We start from the raw sequence: 21,232 nt of genomic DNA on the forward strand, positions 1-21,232 counted from the left end.
GGTGACGCCGGCCCTCCCCGCGCCTCGGCGCCGCAGCGTCAGCTTGCAGGCCAAGCTAACGTTGGTTTTTATTGGCCTGCTCATCACGCCGACGTTGGTATCGTGGTGGTTGGTGACGCAAATCGGCGCGGTGACGTCGGGTTTTGGCCGCAACGAGGCCACGGCGCGGCTGACCGCGCTTGAAGGCGCGCTCGCCGCCTATACCGAGTTGATCGCGACCAAGAAACAGGCGTGCGCCAGCGCAACCAAAGCCATCGCAACCGGGTTGCCCCCGGGCGCCGCGCCAAGTGACGCCGCCGTGCAGAACGCCAAGCTTACGTACCCCGAGCTGCATGCGCTGACCGTGCTCGCGGCCCAGGCCGCAGCTGAGCCGTCGCCTGTGTCATCCGCCGCCGCCCTGCCGGTTGGATATCGCTACTACGACGTCGACGCACCGCTTGGTGCGGCAAACGTGCTGCGCGCGCGATTTGTGGTGCGCGATTGGCAGGTGGAGGCGCAACAAATCCACGTCGCCCTCGACCAAGCTCGCTCGGCAACGCGCGTCCGCAGTGCCATGCCACGCAGCTATCTGATTGCCTTTTGGTTGACCGTGGGTGGTGCCGTGTTACTCGCCGCCACGATCGGCGCGTTCGCTTCGCGGCGCGTCGCGCGCCGTGCGGAAGCCGTGCTCGCCACCACGCGAGCGGTTGCGCAGGGCGACATGGCCGCGCGCAGCAGGCTACTTGGCGACGATGAATTCGCCGAGCTTGCCGAGGGCGTCGACACCATGCTCGATGCGCTGCAAGAAAGCCAACGTCACGTGACGTACCTGCAGCGGGTTAACACGTGGCAGGACGTCGCGCGCCGCCTTGCGCACGAGATCAAAAATCCGCTCACCCCAATTCAGCTCGCGGTGCAACAGTGTGTCTCTGCGTATCGCGGCGACGACGCGGCGTTTGGCAAGACGCTGCACACGGCGCAAGAAATCGTCGAGGACGAGATTCGCAGCCTGCGCCGCCTCGTCGATACATTTCGCACGCTGGGCCAATTGCCGCGGGTACAGGCCACCCCCATGCGCTTAGCCCTCGTGCTCGACGATCTGAGCCACATGCCAGAATTTTCCGAGCTGGTCACGATCGATCGCGCCCACGACGATATCATCGCGATGGCCGACCGCCTCATGCTGCGTCGCCTGCTTGCCAATCTCATCGATAATGGCATGCAGGCCGGCCAAGGGCACGGCCGCGCCGGGCGCGTGCAAGTATCGACGTCGCTGGACGCAGGCGCCATCACCTGCTTCATCGATGACGAAGGCCCTGGCGTAAAACCTGGCAATGCCGCGGCGATTTTTGAACCCTACTTCACGACGAAAAAATCGGGCACCGGGCTTGGCCTCTCCATCGCGAAAACCATCGCGATCGATCATGGCGGCGATTTGGTCGCCTCGGCCTCACCCTCGCCACTCGGTGGGGCGCGCTTTGTCGTTACGATTCCACTGGCGACGGCGGCGGTGCCACCGGCACCAACCCGTGGGGAAACTTAACCTGCGCCTCGGCGAGGCGAATATAGGTCGGCGCGCCGGCGAATAAGGCGTCGACGCGCGCGCCGTGCTCGAGCCGCGCGATGGCGGCGATCGCGGCGGCTGCCGAGGGCGTGACAAAACGCGAGTCGATCACATGCCCCACCGCCAACGCAGGCGTCAGCGCATCGCGATACAGCAACGCGCCGTCGCCTACCAAGGTCACCGGCCGGCCAAAGGCCACCAACTGATCCGTCAGCGCTGCGGCCGAGGTTACGCTTTCATCGCGCAGCGGCTGCCAACCATCGCCGACGCGCGCAAACCAACCGACGTACACTTCCGCTCGCCTCGCATCGAGCACCACCACCGCCGTGTCATGCCCACCCAGCATGGCGCCGGCGCGCGGCAGCGTTGCCGCGAGGGAGGAGGTCAGCCATAGCGGTCGGCGATGGACATAGGCCAGGCCCTTGACGGTGGCGAGCCCAATGCGAAGCCCCGTGAATGACCCTGGCCCCGCGCCGGCAACAAAGGCTTGGATCTCAGCAAGTGAGACCGAGGCCTGCGCCAGCGCGTCGGCGATGAGCGCCAGCAGATTTGTGCTGTGCGCCGCGACCTCGGTGACCGCCTCGGCACGCACGTCGCCCGACGCCATGTCGACCACCGCCACGCTCGCGGTGTTGGTGGCCGTATCGAGCCCGAGAGCTAGCATCATCCACCCATAAGCCGCGCGATATCATTGCGCAAGGCAAAAACCGAGAATCCCAGCAGAATCACCAGGCCGACCAATTGCGCGCGCTCGCGCGTCTGCGGCAGGATGCGCCGCCGCAGCACGCGCTCGACGACGAGAAAGGCGAATTGGCCGCCATCGAGCATGGGGATGGGCAGCAGATTTAAGAAACACAGGTTGACCGAGACCAGCGCGGCGAGCAGCAGAAAGCTCTCCCAGCCGCGCGCCGCGGATACCGACGCGGCCTGAAACATCGTAATCGGCCCTCCCAGCGAGGCGCGAGGTGACGAGCCGGTGGCGATTGCGGAGAACCCAGCGCCCATCACGGCCAACGCCTCAACGGTCTTGGCCACCGATTTGCCAAGCGCGTAGCTGATGCGATTTTGGATCGGCGCCATGATTGGTTCCCCGCGGTGTTCGACGTTGCGGGCACCAAACACCAGGCGCCGCCCGACATGGCCATAGTCGTCGCGAAATGACTGCCACGCCTGGCGCATCTCGGATGACATGGCGACCGAGGCGCCGGCGGCATTGGTCCGTCGCCATGCCACGAGATGCGTGGCCTCGGGCGCGGCAAGCAGGCGCGACTCGAGGTCCATCCACTGTCGCAGCGGCGTGCCATTTAAGGCGACTACGAGATCGCCTGCGCGCAGGCCTGCGAGATCAGCTGGCGAGCCGGGCTTGACGGTGGCGATTACCAGATCCGAACGTTCGATGCCGGTATAGGTGCTGCGTCGCAATTGCTCATCCATGGCTACGCGCGGCACGATATCGGCGAGCTCGGCGGTTAGCAGATCGACCGGCAAGCCGGCGACGTTGGTGCGGCGCAAATAGACGATGTTAGCGCGCGAAGCGACATGGCGCAGCCGACGATCGATGTCGGCCCACGTCGCGACGTTGACGCCGTCGATGCTGGCGATGATATCGCCGGTAGCCATGCCGGCTTGGGCCGCCGGCGACGCGCGATCGAGAATTCCGACCACCGGCGCAAACGGCACCTGGGCGATGCCGAGATAGCCATGCCTGGTCTGTGACCCATCGCGATGGCGCTCGACCGTGGCCACCGGCGCCAGCACGCGTTCAAACACCTTCCCGCCGCGCGCAATCGTAAGCCGAAGATCTCGCCCGATCGCGCCGGCGACCACCGAGGCCATGTCGTCCCAATAGATGGTTGGCTCACCATTGACCGCGACGATGCGATCGCCCGGCAAGAGCCCGGCGCGTTCGGCGGGACCTTCGGGCACCACGTCGCCAAGCACCGGGGCCGGCAGCTGTCGATGCCCGACGAACAACATCGCGTAGAGCGCAATCGCCACCAGAAAATTTGCCAAAGGCCCGGCGAAAATCACCAACGCCTGCCGCCACAAGGGCTGTGCGCGCAAGCTACGCGGGTGCTCGCCCTCTTCGTCGCGCAGGCGCACGTAACCGCCAAGCGGCAGAATGCCCATCTGGTATTGCGTGCCACGCAAGCGGACACGCCATAGCGCCGGCCCGTAGCCGATCGATACGCGCGCGACATCCACGCCAAGCAGCTTGGCCGCCGCGAAGTGCCCCAGCTCGTGGATAAACACCAGCAGCCCAAGGGCCATCAAAAAATAGAGTACGAACATCGCCCCGAAGACCTAGGTGTCGCAGACTAGCACACAGCTGCCAATATCTCGCGCCGGGGCGATCCAGCCTAGTGGCCTGGCGTAAGTCTTGCTATGATAAACCCTTGTGGCGCTGAAAAGCTCGAACCAAGCCAAGGATGGCACCGTCGACGCCGACGAGCTGCTAGGCGACCTCGAAAAATTGGTCGACCGGCTGCGCGTCATGTACGAGCAGTATTTTCTCGGCATCCAAAAGGCGGCGCCGTCACATATGCATTCCGACGCTGAGCGCCGCATTCGCGACCTCACGATCTTGCAGATCCGTAATACCGGCCAACGCTATCGCCTGGCCACCCTGACGCAAAAATTTGGCTCGTACAACTCGTACTGGAAGCGCACCGTGCGCGATATCGAGGCGGGCCGCTACATTCGCGACCTATCGCGCATTCAGCGGCAAGCGGCCACCTCGGGCGAAGAAATCCCCGAGGAGGTCCTCGCGGCCATGCCCAAGCGGATGCGGCAAATGATCGAGCGCGATCGCAAGGCCGCCAATGCGGCGGCAGGCCGACGGGCCGCGACTTCCTCAGGCACGTCCACACCACCGCCTGCAAATGCCGCCAACGCCCCCGCCGTCGCGGCAAAGCCTCGCTCGACAACGCATGCCTTAGACGAGGCGCTGCTCGGAGACGACTTTGATATCGACGCCATGTTCAAGAATGTCGCGTCGACGACGATCCCACCGCCGCTCGCGACGCCGCGCACCCGCACCGGCCAGCGCAAGCGCCCGACCTCCAACTCAGACCTAATGTTCCCGCGCACGCGCACCGGCAACCCCGCGCGCATGGGGGCACCCAGCACGATACCTCCCCCCTTGACCTCAGCCGCTTCCCGCGCCGCCGCGCCGCTCTATCTTACCGATGACGACGACATCGTGAGCGCGCCACCAAGCCGACGTGCGCCCACCGCCGCCCCGCCGCCAACGGCGCCTCGCGCGCCAACAGCGTCGCCCCCGTTTCGGACCTCGCCACCACCGATGCCACCGCGCGCCTCAACGTCGTCGCCACCGGCGGCGCGCCCGATTGCCGCGCCCGCACCGGCGGCGCCACCGCCACCGGGCATGTCCGAATCAGAAACGCGGGCGCTCTACGCCAAATACGTCAAGGCGCGCGAGGTCGTACGCGATGGCAGCGAAACCATGAGCTACGATCTCCTGGTGCGTCACCTGCGCCAGCAAGCGCCCAAGATCATGGAGGCGCACAAATCGAGCGGCGTCGAGTTTGGCATCGTGATCAAGGACAACAAGATCGTGATCAAGGCCAAGCCAAAGTCCTAGGCCCAGGATCGCGCCAGTGGGGAGTGGCAGGTGCGCGCACGTGTCTTCCTGCTCGCAGATAGATGGTGGACCGGCAGGTGGGCGCACGTGTCTTCCTGCTCGCAGATAGATGGTGGACCGGCAGGTGCGCGCACATGTCTTCCTGCTCGCAGATAGCACCCCTCCGGGGTAGCGCGAGACGGCTGTGGTATCCACCGCGCTCGGTGCAAACACCACCGCCCTGCAATCTATGCTCGCGGAAGAAACGTGCGCCACCTGCCGGTAGGTTTGCGTGGTGACAGCACCACCGCCCTGCAATCTATGCTCGCGGAAGAAACGGTGCGCCACCTGCCGGTAGGCTAGTGCGCCGTGGAAGTACAGCGCAGAAGCGGTGCGCGAGACATGTTCGGATCAGAGCGAAGCACAGAAATGCAGTGGGTGGAGAAGATTGCGGTGCACGCCTGCAGCGATGCCGAGGCGCATCCGTCTGGATGTAACGAGGCTCGCGAAGCCGTACACCGCAAGCTGCCCACCCAATGCGTTTCTGCCTAGAACTTAAAGGAGGCGCCGGCCTGGATGTACATGCCGTAGTCTTTTTCGAGCATCGATTTCGAAACCAGGTTGGTATAAAAGGCGCGCTCTTTTTGCGCCAACGCCGAGTCGAGCACGACGAACAGGCTCCAGCGTTCTTGCACTGCGGCCTCGGCGATGAGGCTGCCCATGAACCGCCCGCCCCAATCACGCCCGCCAAACATCTCGTTGCCGGACATGCCCGTGAGCTCTTCCAAGCGCAACTGATCCGCCAAGGTGAAGTCCGCAGGATTTTCGCCGTTGAGGCGTTTTTGGTAGCCGACGCAGGCATCGATCGGGCTATCTTCGAGGAACTGGCCGTTTTCGATTTCGGGACAGTGTTTGTCGCCGTAGACATTGAGATAGAGCCGCGCGCTGATCGTGATGGCATTGATGGCCGTCAGCGACACGGTGCCGCCCAGATTCCAATCAAGGCCGCTGCGCCCCGACTGATCGAGGCGACTGCCCCCACCCGAGAACTCGGTGAAGGCGCCCACGGCGATGGGGGAGCGATCGTAGATGAGCGCCCGCGCCCCTATCCCAAGGTTGCCGCGCGCAAGGTTCGTCTTATAGAGCAGGGCGGCGTCAAAGCCGACGGGGCCGAGCTTGCCAAAGCCGAAAGTCGCGCGACCATACAGGTAGTACGGATAGCCAACCGAAATGTCAGCCATCGCGCTGCCCTTCTCCAAGGTGCGCGCGCCCCACGAAGAACGGCTGCGACGCTCGACTTCTTGTTCTTCGACGCTGAGCTTGGCAATTGGCAGCTCGGCGTTGATCATCGCATCGCCGCCGCTGGCCACCGTGACGAGGCAGCCTCCGCCGCCGGCCGGCGCGGGATTCGCCGGATCTGTCACCACGACCGAGCATTCATAGGCGGTGCGTCCTGGCGCCTCGACACTGATAATGTTGGCCCCGGCTTCGACGTCGATGTCGACGGGCGTGGTGCCCTTGACCAAGCCATTGATCGTCACCTGTGCCCCGCTTGGGCTCGATAATACGCGCAGCTTGCCGCTGGCCTTGAGCTCGGCGCTGACCTGGGTGACCTTGCCGCCCTCGACCAGCACTTTGGCTTCGAACGACTTGTAGCCCGCGAGCTTGACGACCACATAGTGCTCGCCAGAAGCGATTTGCTGCTCTTGTGGCACGGTGCCCAGGCGCGCGCCGTCGACAAATACCTCGGCGCCGGGCACGGGTGACACCACGCTCAGCGTGCCGATGGGGCCACCGACCGCGGGCGACAGATCGAGCTTGATCGTCGCCGTCGAGTTGTTGGCGACCTTCACGGTTTCTTCGGCGGCGCTGTAGCCATCCGCGCGTACTGAAACCAAGTGGTCTCCCGCCGGCACGCTCACGTTGACCGGCGCTCGACCGGCCTCTTTGCCGTCGACGTAGACCTGCGCACCCGAGATGTTGGATTGCACGGAAATCGTGCCGCTCAGCGTCGACGCGAGCTGTGCCCGCACCTTGGCCTGTTGACCCGCGATCACCTGCACGCTTTGCTTCCACGGCTCGCCGCCGCCCTTACGGACCTCGACGACGTGAACGCCTTCGATGATGCCGGCGACGATGGTCGGCGTGTTATCGGGGTTTTTAACGCCGTTGATATAGACCTCGGCGTCGAGCACGTCCGCCTCGACGATGATGGTGCCTACCTTGGCTTGCACCGCGCGCAGCACCGGAGTGACCAGCACGGTCTTGTTTTCGTAGGCCTCGACCCAGCTCGTAAACGGCTCATAGCCATCCTTGCGGATTTCGACGAGATGGCGGCCTGGCGTCGTGATGACGATGGCCGGCACGGTGCCCTGAACCTGGCCATCAACGGAAATGGCGGCGCCAAAAATGTTCTGGTCTGAGTCGGCGCGGATGTCGAGCTTGGGCGGATCGATGCGCTTATCCAGCGGGTGAAAGAAGGATTGCAACGCGCTCTTGCGCGCGATTTTGATCTGTTTCTCGCCGAGATTGTAGCCTTCGAGCTCGAGGATGACCTTGTAGTCGCCCGAGGCCATGGTGCCCTGCCAAGGGGTCACGCCAACCGGGCCGCACTCTTTGCGATCGAGATAGACGACCGCGCCGGCAGGTGCCGACTCGATCTTCACCTTGTAACGGCGGCTGGGCTTATCCATCGGACAGGTTTGCGCGCTGGCGGACTCCGCAGCCAACGCGACCAACACCAAGGCAACCAAGAAGCGGGCCACGAGGCCAACGAGCGATACCGAGTATTTTGTTGCAGTCATAGTCATCCTACTTTGGGCCGAATCTAGCAAGGAATGGGCTGCAGGGGGATCTCGCGCCGCGAAAAGTGACGCGCAGATGCCGAGAATGTCACACCGCGGCTATGCCACGCGATGGGTCACTAACAGCACAAAAATCACCGCGCCAAGTGCCAGACGATAGTAGGCAAACGATCGCAGCGACGCGCGCGACAAGAAGCGCAGCAGCCAGTGGATGGAGAGATAGCCGCTCACCGCCGCCACCACCGTGGCGAGCACGATCGGCCCCAGCGAGGGCATGGCGCGCAGGGCGTCCCCCAGCTCGAAGAGGCCCGCACCCGCGATGGCCGGGATGCTGAGCAAAAAGGAAAAGCGCGCCGCCTCGGGCCGCGCCAAGCCCAGGAGCAGCGCGATGGCGATGGTTGCCCCTGACCTCGAGACGCCGGGCACCAAGGCGCACGCCTGCGCGCAGCCGATGAGGAGCGCGTGCTGATAGCCTAATTGGCTAATCGTCCGCTTTTCGGACTTTTTCTCGGTCGCGCGTTCGGCATAGATCATGACCAGCGCCACCGCGATCAGCGCGCTTGCCACCACCCATAGCGATCGCGCATCGCCGACGATGAACGGCTTGAGCACAAGCCCTGCCGCGACGATGGGCAGCGTGGCCAGCACCAGCTGCCCCGCCAACCTACGCTCAGCTGGATAGCCCGCGGCGAGCACACCGCGCGGCAGCGTCCAAAACACGTCGCGAGCGTAATAGATCAGCACCGCCGCCAGCGTGCCGAGTTGAACCACCGCGGTGAACGCGGCGCCTGGATCGGGCTGGCCAAGCAGCGCCGGCGCCAGCCGCAGATGCGCGGTCGACGAAATGGGGAGAAATTCGCTGGCGCCCTGCACCAGCCCCATCACGAACGCAAACCAATACGGCACGCGTCCATGCTGCCAGCGCGGCCCTGATTGCGCCAGTGATTTGTCACAATCGTTCCGTAGGCCCTTAGCGGTGGATCGCGGATGTGATAGCGAGGCTATATGACTTTACTTGGAAATGCGGCTCCCCACTTTAAGCTCCCCTCATCCGATGGTGGCATCGTCGCGTTGACCGGCCTGCGCGGCAAAAAGGTGGTGCTCTTTATGTACCCCAAGGACAACACCCCTGGCTGCACGCTAGAGGCGCAAGGCTTCACCCAGGCGCGCTATGCCTTTGCCGCGCAAAATGCCGTGGTCCTCGGCATCAGCAAGGATTCCATTGCGTCGCACTGCAAGTTTCGCGACAAGTACGGTCTTACGGTTCCCTTGCTCTCCGATGAGAGCGGCGCCACCATTGCGGCCTATGGCGCGTGGGGCAAAAAGAATCTCTACGGCAATATCAGCGAGGGTATTATTCGATCAACATTTTTGATCGACGAAATCGGCACCGTGATCAAGGAATGGCGGGGCGTGAAGGTGGCCGGGCACGTTGAAGCCGTGCTCGATGCGGTCAACGGGGCCAGCGTTCGGGAAATCGTTGCGATCGCCCAGGTACCGAGCAAGCTGCCAGGCAAACCAGTCGCTAAGAAGCCGGTCGCCAAGAAGCCAGTCGCTAAGAAGCCGGTCGCTAAGAAGCCGGTCGCCAAGAAGCCGGTCGCCAAGAAGCCGGTCGCTAAGAAGCCGGTCGCTAAGAAGCCGGTCGCTAAGAAGCCGGTCGCTAAGAAGCCGGTCGCTAAGAAGTCAGCCGCTAAGAAGTCAGCCGCTAAGAAGTCAGCCGCTAACCGCAAGCGTTAAGCGCCGCCGCGCAACGCATTGTTCTGTTTATCTAAACAATGTTGTTCTAATTATATAGATTCGGGCGAACGCAGGAGTTTGCTAGGGTTGCCGGATGAAGCACCTAAGCCTTTTCACCCTGATGCTGGCCATCGGGCTGCCCAGCTCGGCCTGTCTGCTCGTGCCCGCCGATGACTCGGAAGCAGTGGAGCCCTCGCCTCCGCCGGCCGCGCCGCTGCCTCCCGTGACGCCCCCAGGCCCTACGCTCGTACCAACCGTGGAGCACTGCGGCCAAAACGCGCCGCAAGGCTTGTACGTCAGCGGCACCTTGCCCGAAAGCGTCCCGCCAAATGGCACCACGATCTGGATCCGAGCCGTAGGTCCGGGCGCCCTCCACTGGCCGCAGACGCCGACGGATATCTTTTTGATTGCACAGGCAACCAATGGCGTCTTCGAGGCCGCCTGCCCTAACGGCCTGTTCGATAATCTCGCGTATCCTTGGTCGGTCTTCGTCGTCGACGCCAACTACAACGGCGCTTGCGATGAAGGCGATCTATTTGCTTACCAGCACCGCTACGGCTGGGGCATGGGCTTTGATGAGGTGTACGAGATCAACGCGGACCACGATCCCAACGACGAACACTTCGATTTTGGCTGGTCGACGTTTGAGGAGGCGAACCCCGCTTTTGCCGGTCAACCCCATCTAACCGGCTATGCCGCGTCGATCTGCGACATCTTTTAGCGGTAAGCTAAGCACTCATGACGCCCGACCTCGAATCGCTGCGTTGCTTCGTCAGCGCCGCGACGCGGCTCAATTTCCGCAACGCCGCCGCCGACGTCCATCTCTCGCCGGCGGCGCTAAGCGGCCGCATTCGCCAGCTTGAGGACCACTTAGGCCAAGAACTTTTTGTGCGCACCACCCGCAGCGTCGCGCTTACCGATAGCGGCAAGCGCCTCTTGCCGCACGCCAAATCCCTGCTGCAGGCAGCCGAGGCGTGCACGCGCATCGTCGCGTCGACCGACGCCTTGCCTTTTGAACTCACCATCGGCACCCGGTTCGAGCTCGGCATGTCGTGGCTCATGCCCGCCATGCCAAGCCTCGATGCCGCACGGCCCCATCGCACGCTGCACGTGCACTTCAGCTCCGGCGCCGATCTGACGCGCCAGGTGAACAACGGCGAGCTCGACGCCTTTATTACGAGCAGCTCCGTCTCGACAACAAAATTTGAATACGAGGCGCTGCATCGCGAGAACTACGCGTTCGTCGCCGCCGCTAAGCTTTGGCCGCCTGCCCGTCGCCGCGTCCGTCCACCAACTGAACAGTGGTGTCTGCTCGACACCGCGCCTAGCCTGCCGCTGTTTCGCTATCTCGCGGAGACCACCGGCACCGCGCCGTGGACCTTTGCCAGCATGCGCTACTTCGGATCGATTGCCCCGATTAAAGACTGGGTCTTGGCAGGACGCGGGGTGGCGGTGTTGCCTCATTACTATGTCACGCGCGAATTGGCGCAACGCAAGCTCGTCGTCTTGGCGCCGCCTGCCAAGCTCGGCCATGACTACTTCCGCTTGGTGTGGAAAACCGGGCACCCTCGCGCGCACGAGCTGCGACAGCTCGCGGCCGAGCTACGCACACGACCGCTGAGCTGAGGCTCCGGGCCGTGCACGCGATCTCGGACACGCCGCCCGCTCCGGCGCATTTGTGACATACTGCGCCGATGGAGCTGCTGCTCGCCACGCTGGTGTCGCTATTTTCGATCGTCGATCCGATCGGCGCGGTGCCCATCTTTATGGCGCTGACGCCAGATGCCACACCGGCGCAGCGCGCGCGCATTTCGCTCGAGGCTAGCCTCTACTTCCTCGGCATCATGTTGGCGTTCTTCTTGGCCGGCGTTTACATCTTGTCGTTCTTCGGCATTTCCGTGCACGCCATGCGCATCGCCGGCGGCTTCGTCATGTTGTTCTCGGGCTTCTCGCTGATGAGCGACCATACCGGCAAGGCACCCAGCTACGAACAAGATGCCCAAGAGGAGGGACGCAATCCGCGTGACATTGCGTTCGCGCCGCTGTGCATGCCGGTGCTGTCGGGCCCGGGCGCGATTTCCTTGCTCATCACGCAGTACATGGCGCATCCCAACTGGGCCGATAAGGGATGGATTTTGATCGCGATTGTCGCCTGCGCCGCGCTGGTGTTTCTCACGCTGCGACTTGGCCCGAACCTATTTCGCTTCTTCGGCAAGGGTGGCCTCACCGCGATCACCCGCATCATGGGATTTTTAGTCATTGCGATTGGCGTTGAATTTACCGTCAGCGGCATTGTCGGTTTGGTCGACTCGCTGCACTAGACAATAAAATCTGGGCGCCGCCGATCGAGGTGCGGGGCGAGCGTGCGGGTTACGAGAAGGTGCGGGTGCGGGGCGAGCGTGCGGGTGCGGGGGTGACGTCACTACCGTGACTCTCGTCGGGTGAAATTCCTACTGGAGCTTAGACCCGGCATGGGCTCACATCGTATCTTTTACCCCGCGCCCGCACGCTCACCCCGAACCCTGGCCTCGCACTCGCACCTTGCAGATGCGCGACATGATTGGCTTGGTCATTGCCACAAACCCGCGCAACCGTCGTGGCCAGCGCCGTAGCAATTCGCGCCAGCACGGAGGCGCTGTCACGCCGCCTGCGCGCCGTATGGCAGATGACCAAACCAACCATGCCTACGCCACGTCTGCCACATCACCGTCTCGTCGCATATGAGGTAGCGCTCGAACTTGTTACCGCGGTGCGCGCGGCGGCGATTAGAGATACCAACTTGCGAGATCAGGCCATGCGCGCTTCCAAGAGCGCCTGCCTGAACATTGCGGAGGCCGCATCGCGAGTGTCACCCGCAGACCGCGCACGTGTCTTTGGCATCGCGCGTGGTGAGGCCGGTGAAGCAGCTGCCGCGGTTGAAATCGCGGCCATGGCGCGCGACACCACGCAGCATCATGCCGCGCGCTGCCTCGCCAGCGCAGACCGGTTGATCGCGCTGCTCACCGGGCTTATTCGCCGTTGAGCGTCGTGTCGCTTCGCGGCACATTTTTGGACTCCCCCAAGCCACTATCAATTTTCGCCGCTTGGCCACCGACGTGCAATTTAAGATCAGCAAAGGAAATCACGCAGTTTGGTCAGTATCTGCTTGAAACAAAATGGCTATTTCAGCCGGTGAGTGCCCCTTCATCGCTCGGAGACGTTCGCCAGGCCTCGAGGAGGGTCGCCACGTCGGACAAAATCTCGCCGTTGTCGAAGAGCTGCTCGGGAATTCTAAATTGCCGACCATCGCGCATGTAAATCGCCAAAACTCTCGGCCCTTACCAAGACGCGCGACGATAGCGGCAATATCCGTTCGCCTAACCTCGTGCCGCCTAAAACCCTTAAGAAGCGACCGCTGAGGAAACGATAGCGCCTCGCGTGTGGCTGCAATAGCAAACGGTTGAATTTTCCCGAAGGACAGTGCGGCGGATAGAAAATACACCGCCCAAACGTTTACTCCAATTGCAAGAATGGTGAGGTGCATCATTGTCGCTTCGTGACTAGAGAACTGACGCGCTGGCAAAGAAAACCCCGGTGACGCAAACGCGATGCTCCAGATGACAATCGAGGCGAGCACGATTAGTGAACCAAACACGCCGTACATCACGGTTGACGTGTTTAGAGGAACAGAAATCGAGGTGGTCGAACTGCTCACTTGACTCCGCTCCTGCCATCGCGCAAAGACTCGCATGTGAGGTTAGCCAGAGAATTCTAAATGCACAATTTGAGCTTGCCAATTTCATGGCAGTGGATAGCAGAATGAGGTTTAGGCAGCGACGACGTTGCGCCAGACGCCGCGCTACTCTTCGAAATGCTTTTCGAGTTCGTCGGCGAGGCGGGCGGCCTCTTCGGGCGAGCGCTTGCCGGTTGAACGCATGGCGTCGCCGTCGCCAACTAGCGCCAGCTGCCGCGCCTCTTCCACGCTCAAGCGCTTTTGATCGGACTCGAACCATTCGTGAATTTCGTCGGTGAGGCGCTTGGGTCGCGCGGCGGCGCTGGCGGCCATCGCCTCTTCCGAGGGGATAAGCCCCTTCTCGCGCGCATGGCGGCGGTAGTGCACCGAGCCATAGGCGTTCTGCAAGTCGTCGCGAAACTCGCGCATGGTTTGGTAGCGCTTGTTGCGATCTTTCTCGAGCGCCTTGAGGATGCAGCGCTCGGCGTGCTCCGTGATCTCTCGGTGCGCGGCGTATTCGCGCGGCCGCGGCGGCGCCTTGCTAATGTGCATCTTGAGCACGTCGCTGCCCTGCTCGGCTTCAAACGGCGGGCGGCCCACCAGCATGTCAAACAAGATCACGCCAAGGCTGTAGATGTCGCTGCGGTGATCGACCTCTTCGCCGCGCGCCGCCTCGGGCGACATGTATTCCGGCGTGCCAAAGACCGCGCCCTTGATGGTTTCGGCGGTGAGGTCGTCGGGATCAACCATCTTGGCGATGCCAAAATCTAGGACCTTGACGAAGTCGAAGGTTTTTTCGCGTTCGCTGACCCAGGTGTGATCTGGCCCCATGCGGACCAGATCGCGGCGACCGGGCAAGCGCAGCAACATGATGTTGTCGGGCTTGAGATCGCGATGGATAATTTTTTGCGCGTGCGCCGCGTCGAGCGCCAAAGCAATTTGGTTGGCGATGTTGATGGCGCGATAGAGTTCGACCGCGCCATCGCGCTCGATGATGTCTTCGAGGCTCTCGCCCTCAAGATACTCCATCACGAAATAGACGACGCCATCGGGCAACAGGCCAAAGTCGGTGACGTCGACGATGTTGGCGTGGTTGATCAGCGAGGCCGCGCGCGCCTCGCGCAAGAATCGATTCACCGCCTCAGGATATTTTGCAAATTGCGGATGCAGCACCTTGAGCGCGACGGGCTTGCGAATGTAGACGTGTTCGCCGGCATAGACGGTGCCCATGCCGCCGCGGCCCAAGATCGAGTTAAGGCGATAATTGCCGACCGTCTGGCCGAGGCGCGCCATGTCTTCGGGCTCGACGAGCACCGAGCTGTCTTGCAGGCAAAAACGTTCCCCAGGCGGGTACTTGTTGCGGCACTTCGGACAAATTCTCACACGCCCTCGGATTTCATTGTGTCACATCCGCGCCTTGACGTAGAGCACCAGCTCGCGTTGATCGTAAAACTTTACGCCTTCAGGTGGCTTCATGTTCGTGAACGTAAACTCAAGGCCTACATCCATTGCGGCGCCGGCCGCGGTCTGCACCGCGAGCGTGCCCGGCACCACGAAGCCCTCGGCATCGACGTCTAGATCGGGGATGATCATCTTGGCGCGCAGCAAGACCGAGACCGACGGCACGGGCTGGCCGACCACAGCCACCGCTGGCGTGAGGTCGGGCTTGCCGTCGCCAAAGGTCAGCAGCGTCTCGAGCGCGACCAGGCCAAACTGGGGCTTGAAGGCATAGCGCAGCGGAAAGCCGAGCTCAACCTCGAAGGCCTTGCGCACTGCCGTGTCGCCGCCAGGCAGCGCGGTTTTGCTGCGGCTGCCGACCGCGCCTAGCCGAATATTTAAGAGGTCATACGCCAGCGAACCCTCGATAGCCGCGCCACCGCGCACTAGCGTCTCGCCGAGCGCAAACGACGCCGATACCTCAAAATTATCTTGCACGCCATAACGCGCCTCAAGCAGGCCCGAGAACGATTCAAAGGCCGTCTTGGAGCTGACGTCGGTCCCGAGGCCGGCGCGCACTTCGACCACGCCCTTGCTAATTGTTAACGGGCGCGCGAGCTCGGAGCTGGGGTAGTTGGCCTTGCTAAAAAGGCCTCCTGAGGTCACCGGTGGCTGTTTGGGCTTGCCATCCTCGCCCTCTTCTTCTTCGACTTCGCCTCCACCGGCGACGCCCGAGTCATCCTCTTCTTCGTCTTGAGCATGCGCGGCGGTGGCGCCGCCAAGCACGAGCAACGCCACGGCGGTGCGAATCGCCACGCCAAGTGTGCCTGTTAACCCGCAGGCAGAGACGCCTCGCACCCTCATCACCCACCATGCTAGCCGGGCCAAGAATCGCGGCGCAAGCGCGACCGGGGAGATTCCCGCGCGATCGGGCTGGGGCCATGTGCGCAGCCACCCACAACCGCAGATGCACCGAGGCCCGCCGGCTCAGCGACGGCGTTTTTTGGCGACGATCACTTGGTTTTCGCAACCAGGTCCAAGCGGTTGTCCTGCAAACCCGCCCCAGCGCTCGACGATCTCAAAGCCCGCGTTTTCGACGAGCAGCAATAATTCGACGGGGAAAAACTTGCGCTGCGAAAGCTGCACAACAAAGCCGCCGCCGCCCCGATCCGCCGGATCGTAGTACATGCGGATGAGCGAGATCTGGCGCACGGGATCGTAGTCGTGATTGGTCGAATAGATCATGGGGCGTCCGCTGACCGGATCGCGCATGCGCATGCGGCTATAGCGACGGGTCGCCGGCAACGACAACCACTTTAGATCTGGCAGCTGCACGTCAAAGGCCAGGTGCCCGCCCGGGGCGAGACGCGCCGCGATCCCAGCGAGGCATTGCGCGAACTCTTCGCGGGTGTACAAGTGCTCAAACACGTTGAACGCGGCGATCGCCAGCTCAAAGCGGCCGGTCACCGCGAACGAGCGGATATCGCCTTGATGGCTGGTCAGGCGCTGCGCGACCTCGGCCGGCCAGCGCGCAGCCTTTTCGTGCAGGCGCGCCAACATGGGCGCGGCGTGATCGATGCCGGTCACGCGCACGCCGTCAGCAAGCAAGGGAATCGTAATGCGGCCCGAGCCACATCCGAGCTCCAGCACCCGCTTTGCGGCAAACCGCGTGGCTAACCCGCGATAGAACTCGACGTCATCGCGGCGCGCGCGATACTCGTAGTCGTACCGCAACGGCTCGCGGTAGTGTTCATGCGCCCCCGCGGCGATTTGCGCCAGCAGCGCGGCCTCGGGCGTCGATTTTTTTGGCACTACGCGGCACCCATGGGCGCCGAATCGCGCCGGCGCTTGCCACCGCGGCGCCGACGGCGGCGCTTGCGCAGGCCCCCATCGCCGTCGCCAGCCTCCTCTTCGCTGCCCTCGGCGCCAAGTTCTGTGGCGTCATCATCGGCGTCGAGCGCGTCGTCGGAGGCCATCGGTATCTCACCAGCCCAACGCGCAATTGCCTGCGCGGCGGCCTGCAGTTCGACCGCGGAGCCCGGCCGATAGCGCGTCTTGACCTTCGGGCCCGCGCCGCGTTGCATCACGAGCAGCTGGCGCATTTCATCGCGTTCGCGCCGTGGCAGGGTGAGGTCGAGCGCAAGCGGCGTCACGTGTTCGTCGAGCGCCGACAGCAATTCGTGCCCGCGCAAGCTGCCGTGCAAGAGCGGCGCGACAAACGGCAACAACGCCGCCGCTAGATAGGTGCAGTTTGGAATGTCCAGTGGATCGGCAGCCAGCGGCATGTCGTCGAAGGCGCGCAACATGTCCCACGCCTGGGCACGGGCGGTCACGGTTTGGCCGGCGTCTAGATGCGGCAACGCAAAGGCCGGTAGCACCTGACGTGGATCGTCGCTCCAAGTGGCGTGCCAACGCGCCTCTTCTGGATCGAGCACGCGCGCCACCTGCGGCATGACGCTGGCGCCGACGCGCACCGCGACGCTGGCCGGCCCGCCGTCGCCCAAAAACATCGCGACGAGCTGCTGCGAAATCTCCGCCAGCATGCCGGTCTCGAGCAAGAGCTCCATCGAGCGATAGGCCGCGCCGCCGCGCAAGAGGCGATACAGCTCTTCGAGCACCCGCGGCGCCGCGGCGCGACGAATCTCGCCACGCCACGCCACGATCGCCTCGTACGTATCAGGCTCGATCTTTAGATCAAGGCGGGCCGCGAACTTAATCGCGCGCAGCATCCGCACGGGGTCTTCCTGAAAGCGCACGCCAGGGTCATCGATGGTACGGACCAGCCGCGCGTCGAGGTCGACCAGCCCATCGACGTGATCGATGACGGCGCTGCGCTCGACGTCATAGAACATGCCGTTGATGGTGAAGTCGCGGCGCATCGCGTCCTCGACTTCGTTGCCGAAAACGTTATCGCGCGTGATCAGCAGATCGGCGTCGCCACCCTCATTCATGGCGTCGCGAGGATTGGCGCGAAAGGTCGACGTCTCGATGATTTTGCGGCCAAAGACAACATGCGCCAGCCGAAAGCGTCGGCCGATAATGCGGCTGTTGCGAAAGATGGCGCGGATCTCGTTGGGCGTCGCGCTGGTCGCGACGTCAAAATCTTTCGGCGAACGGCCGAGCAGCAGGTCGCGCACGCAACCACCAACGAGATAGGCTTGATGGCCATTTTTGAGCAGCTTTTGCACCACGCGCAGCGCGTCGGCATCGATTAAGTGTGCGTTCAATTTTCGCATAGGGCTGACGTCACTGCCGCCACCAATGCAGCGCGCATGTGGTGGCCTGTTGGGAGATTTGGCGAGCTACATACCACAGCGCCCCGACGCTGAGGCTAGCCAACGTGCGGCGCTCAGCGGCGATGTTGAACCCCGAAAATAGAAGCGCCGCAGCGGCTGTTTTTGGGGGGGACTGCGGCCTGCTGCGGCTGACTGTTAGCGTGGTGCGAACAGCTACTACATGTCTTACCTTCAAACTACGCACCGCGCAAGGACTTATGTATGAAGTTACAGTACTTTGGCTATTTTTTATAAAATAACAACTACTTACGAAGATTTTGCGGCCCGGACGCAGCGGTAAACGGCACTATTTCGATCGTTCCCCAGGGATTAAATGCGGCCGGCGCATCAGGCGGCAACGTGATCTCGTTGTGGGTAAACCGCGGCGTGTAGCCGGTTGCCAGCACCAGCACCGAGTAGGTGCCAGGCGCCGGCACGGGTTGGCGAAAAACCACCGAGCCATCTTCACCTGCTTGCCCCCACGCCGTGATCGATTCTTCCAAGCGATTCATATCGAGCGACGACTTGGTCACGCCGGGGCGCAGCACCATGACGATGGCGCCGCCGACCGGGCGATTGTCGGCTTTGTTTATCACCGTGGTCTGCAGATACGCGCCCTCAGCGGGCACTTCGACGCCTTCAGGTGCGAACGACAGGGCCGTGCGACCTTCTCGCGGCGTCCACCCCGTCTGCGCGATAAAAAGCAAATCGAGCGCGGCCGCAATTGGGCGCACGAGGCCAACCTTCGTCGTCTCGCTGACGACGCCGTCGCTGGCGATGACGGTGCGGTACGCGGTCGCGAGCCCGAGCAAGGCACCTTTCTCGTTAAACACCGGGCCACCCGAATTGCCTTGCGTGATGGCGGCATCAGTCTTGATGTATTCGTTTGCGGCCTCGCCCGTATAACCGGTGATGGCGCCGGGATTTATCGAAATCGTGCCGCCACCAACGTCGGGATAACCTAGCACCCACAGCGATTGCCCGAGTTCGGTCACCAGCTCAGGTGCATTGGCGGGCAGCGCGGGCCAAGCCTCTCCCCGCTGGCCGGCCCACCACGCGCGGCCGTCCAAGTCGGCATCGCACTTGATGAGGGCGAGATCGGCATCCTGCAGGAGCTTGCTTCGGTTTGGCCTGCCGATGCAGGCCATTTGCGGCATCAAGCGACCGGGGACATAGCGCGCGATAACGAAGAGATCGTGCAGGCGGCTGCCCTTGTCATGGACGACGTGAAAATTTGTCAGCACGGAGCCATCGTCGCCGACGATGACGCCTGAGCCACCGCCCACCGCGCGCAATTGGCCACGCACGACGTCGGCGACCACGACCATGACAATCGAGGGGTAGCGCGCCACGACAGCGGGCGGCGGCTCAGTGCCCAAGATGTGGCGAATCTGCGGCAAAAGCGGCATGCCGGTGTGGCTCGCGACGCGCAACGTGGGCGCGATGAGGCTTTCGAGTCGCGCCAGTTGCGCCGATGTGCCCATCCACGTCACGACATAGACATGCTCGCGATCGATGGTCGCATACTCAAGCGCGCGGCCCAGCCGCGGGGCGTCGGCTTGTGTGCCGCTCTCGCCAAAGCGATATTCGGTGCGGAGCCAATCGTGGCCTGCGACGGTGCGCAGCCCGCTATCGCTGGCGTGGTACATGGTGCCAAACCGCACGCGCCGCTGCAGCGCAAGCACGGCCGCCAGATTACTCCACGCGGGGCGCTCATCGACAAACAGCTCCATGCGCACGGTTGGATCGAGCGTCGACGTGAACACCACGTGATAGGGAAACTCACCCCGCCGCGATGGCGCAGGCGTGTCGCGCACGAGCCGTGGCGGCTGCAGCGGCATGGGCGCGACGTCGTGCCAGGCGGCGGTGCGGGCAAACGTCAGCCCATGCACCGTCGTTGCGATGAGCGGCGGCGTGACGAGCGCGCGATGCCACCGAGAGGCGAGCCAGATCATGCAAAGCGCCAGCACGATCACCAAGGCATCGAGGCGCGCGTATTGGCTGCGCAACTCTTCGCCAAGCCCCGCCACTTCGGTCTTGGCGCGCACCCAGACGCGTTCGAAGGCGACCGACACCGCAGATTCTTCATCGAGATCATCGAGCGGCGGCTCGGGCGTTTCGCTTGGGGGCGGCGGTGACGTCGGCGCAACCGATGTCGAGGGCGGCGGCGTGCGCTTCAAGGTGCCTCCCCCGTCGCGGTTGAGGCCGAGCTTGCAACCGTGGGCACGACGGCCGCTTCCCTATCGTCGGCGGCGGCGCGCGCATGCGCGTCGCGCTGCAAAATGGCGCGTAGCCCCGCAAAGACGACGACCGCGAGCAGCGCGGCATAGCCAACGCTCCACGGGCTCGCGCGGCCACTTCGATCGAAATACGCTTGCACCAAGGCAAAGTGGCCGTTGATCAGGGCCGCGGCGCCCAGGCCAAGCCAGAGCAAGAGGCTGCGCACCGCGGTGGGCCGGTTCGAAAACTTGGCGCGCCCGAGCACATAGCCAAGCACACCCGCAAACGAGGCGTGGGCCAAGGTAATCGCGGCGGCGCGCGAGGCCGCCTCGGCAAGCCCCATCGCGCGGCCCGGTGCGACCATGTGGTGATAGTTGAGCCACAACGCAAACCCAGTGCCCACGGACATCATGTAGACGATGCCATCGAGCGGCTGTTCGAACTCGGTTGACATGTAGATCGAATAGCGAACGACCGCGTACTTGCACATCTCTTGCGCGAGGCCCACCATGAAGATGGCCTCGACGATCCGATCGAGGGCGAAGACGCCGCCGTGCTGGGCCAAGGCGACTGGGGGCGCGAGCTGGGCGAGGACAAATTCGGAGACCGGTGCCGCAACGAGGCCGCCTAGCACCGCGACGCCCGCGACAAAATGCTTAGGCTTTGGCTCGGCGCGATCTTGCCAATGGAAATACCCAAGCCACACGAGACACGGCACCGCCGCAAGCACGAGCGCGCCAAGGGGCCCAAACGCAATGGGCGTGCGCGGCCCGGCGATCAACTCGACCATCCACGCGAGCGCCACAAAGCACAGGAGCGCGAAGACCACTCCGAGCTTGGTTTGCACCGCTACCTGCACCGAGCGCAGCGACCATCGACGTTGCACGGTTAGATCATACCTGTTTCGGGTTGTTTCATACC

The 21,232-nt window shown here is 63.4% G+C and carries 17 protein-coding genes; 7 read left to right on the forward strand and 10 right to left on the reverse strand.

What is annotated here, in order from left to right; all coding sequences use genetic code 11:
- Position 1: 1 nt before the first annotated feature.
- Complete coding sequence (locus IPL79_11680; GenBank protein ID MBK9071644.1) at positions 2-1,522, forward strand: HAMP domain-containing protein; 1,521 nt, start codon at positions 2-4, stop codon at positions 1,520-1,522.
- On the opposite strand, the gene tsaB is transcribed toward IPL79_11680, so the two are convergent.
- Both tsaB and IPL79_11690 read right to left on the reverse strand, forming a co-directional pair.
- The gene (gene tsaB, locus IPL79_11685) at positions 1,464-2,210 is read right to left on the reverse strand and encodes a tRNA (adenosine(37)-N6)-threonylcarbamoyltransferase complex dimerization subunit type 1 TsaB (GenBank protein MBK9071645.1); all 747 of its coding nucleotides are present in this window, start codon (positions 2,208-2,210) and stop codon (positions 1,464-1,466) included. The genes IPL79_11680 and tsaB overlap by 59 nt on opposite strands.
- Entirely contained in the window at positions 2,207-3,835 is a 1,629-nt protein-coding gene (locus tag IPL79_11690) for a site-2 protease family protein (GenBank protein MBK9071646.1), read from the reverse strand. The genes tsaB and IPL79_11690 overlap by 4 nt, the downstream gene beginning before the upstream one ends.
- A gap of 106 nt (positions 3,836-3,941) precedes the next feature.
- Here IPL79_11690 and IPL79_11695 point away from each other — a divergent pair, with 106 nt between their 5' ends.
- Complete coding sequence (locus IPL79_11695) at positions 3,942-5,147, forward strand: hypothetical protein (GenBank protein ID MBK9071647.1); 1,206 nt, start codon at positions 3,942-3,944, stop codon at positions 5,145-5,147.
- Between the two features lie 527 nt (positions 5,148-5,674).
- Here IPL79_11695 and IPL79_11700 read toward each other — a convergent pair.
- Together IPL79_11700 and uppP are read right to left on the reverse strand one after the other, a co-directional pair.
- Positions 5,675-7,930 (reverse strand): PEGA domain-containing protein, encoded by a 2,256-nt coding sequence (locus IPL79_11700; GenBank protein MBK9071648.1) that lies wholly within the window; start codon positions 7,928-7,930, stop codon positions 5,675-5,677.
- Between the two features lie 99 nt (positions 7,931-8,029).
- Complete coding sequence (gene uppP, locus IPL79_11705; protein ID MBK9071649.1) at positions 8,030-8,836, reverse strand: undecaprenyl-diphosphatase UppP; 807 nt, start codon at positions 8,834-8,836, stop codon at positions 8,030-8,032.
- A 99-nt stretch (positions 8,837-8,935) separates the two neighbouring features.
- Here uppP and IPL79_11710 point away from each other — a divergent pair, with 99 nt between their 5' ends.
- From IPL79_11710 to IPL79_11730, 5 genes are all read left to right on the forward strand, one after another.
- Positions 8,936-9,667 (forward strand): redoxin domain-containing protein, encoded by a 732-nt coding sequence (locus tag IPL79_11710; GenBank protein ID MBK9071650.1) that lies wholly within the window; start codon positions 8,936-8,938, stop codon positions 9,665-9,667.
- Positions 9,668-9,761: 94 nt separating this feature from the next.
- Entirely contained in the window at positions 9,762-10,388 is a 627-nt protein-coding gene (locus tag IPL79_11715) for a hypothetical protein (GenBank protein ID MBK9071651.1), read from the forward strand.
- A 17-nt stretch (positions 10,389-10,405) separates the two neighbouring features.
- A complete protein-coding gene (locus tag IPL79_11720) occupies positions 10,406-11,293 on the forward strand; it encodes a LysR family transcriptional regulator (protein MBK9071652.1) in 888 nt (295 codons plus the stop codon).
- Between the two features lie 68 nt (positions 11,294-11,361).
- Entirely contained in the window at positions 11,362-11,988 is a 627-nt protein-coding gene (locus IPL79_11725) for an NAAT family transporter (protein MBK9071653.1), read from the forward strand.
- Positions 11,989-12,239: 251 nt separating this feature from the next.
- Positions 12,240-12,689, forward strand: coding sequence for a four helix bundle protein (locus IPL79_11730; GenBank protein MBK9071654.1), 450 nt, complete (start codon positions 12,240-12,242; stop codon positions 12,687-12,689).
- A gap of 816 nt (positions 12,690-13,505) precedes the next feature.
- Here IPL79_11730 and IPL79_11735 read toward each other — a convergent pair.
- The 6 genes from IPL79_11735 to IPL79_11760 all read right to left on the reverse strand — a co-directional run bounded on the left by IPL79_11735 (position 13,506) and on the right by IPL79_11760 (position 21,197).
- On the reverse strand, positions 13,506-14,762 hold the full coding sequence (locus IPL79_11735) for a serine/threonine protein kinase (protein ID MBK9071655.1): 1,257 nt from the start codon (positions 14,760-14,762) through the stop codon (positions 13,506-13,508).
- Positions 14,763-14,783: 21 nt separating this feature from the next.
- Positions 14,784-15,632, reverse strand: coding sequence for a hypothetical protein (locus tag IPL79_11740; GenBank protein ID MBK9071656.1), 849 nt, complete (start codon positions 15,630-15,632; stop codon positions 14,784-14,786).
- A 171-nt stretch (positions 15,633-15,803) separates the two neighbouring features.
- On the reverse strand, positions 15,804-16,628 hold the full coding sequence (locus tag IPL79_11745) for a class I SAM-dependent methyltransferase (GenBank protein ID MBK9071657.1): 825 nt from the start codon (positions 16,626-16,628) through the stop codon (positions 15,804-15,806).
- The gene (locus tag IPL79_11750) at positions 16,628-18,052 is read right to left on the reverse strand and encodes a poly(A) polymerase (protein MBK9071658.1); all 1,425 of its coding nucleotides are present in this window, start codon (positions 18,050-18,052) and stop codon (positions 16,628-16,630) included. The genes IPL79_11745 and IPL79_11750 overlap by 1 nt, the downstream gene beginning before the upstream one ends.
- A gap of 302 nt (positions 18,053-18,354) precedes the next feature.
- Complete coding sequence (locus tag IPL79_11755) at positions 18,355-20,271, reverse strand: trypsin-like peptidase domain-containing protein (GenBank protein MBK9071659.1); 1,917 nt, start codon at positions 20,269-20,271, stop codon at positions 18,355-18,357.
- On the reverse strand, positions 20,268-21,197 hold the full coding sequence (locus IPL79_11760; protein ID MBK9071660.1) for a PrsW family intramembrane metalloprotease: 930 nt from the start codon (positions 21,195-21,197) through the stop codon (positions 20,268-20,270). The genes IPL79_11755 and IPL79_11760 overlap by 4 nt, the downstream gene beginning before the upstream one ends.
- Positions 21,198-21,232 lie beyond the last annotated feature (35 nt).

It is taken from the genome of Myxococcales bacterium, from assembly GCA_016716835.1.
Taxonomy (GTDB): domain Bacteria; phylum Myxococcota_A; class Polyangia; order Haliangiales; family Haliangiaceae; genus JADJUW01.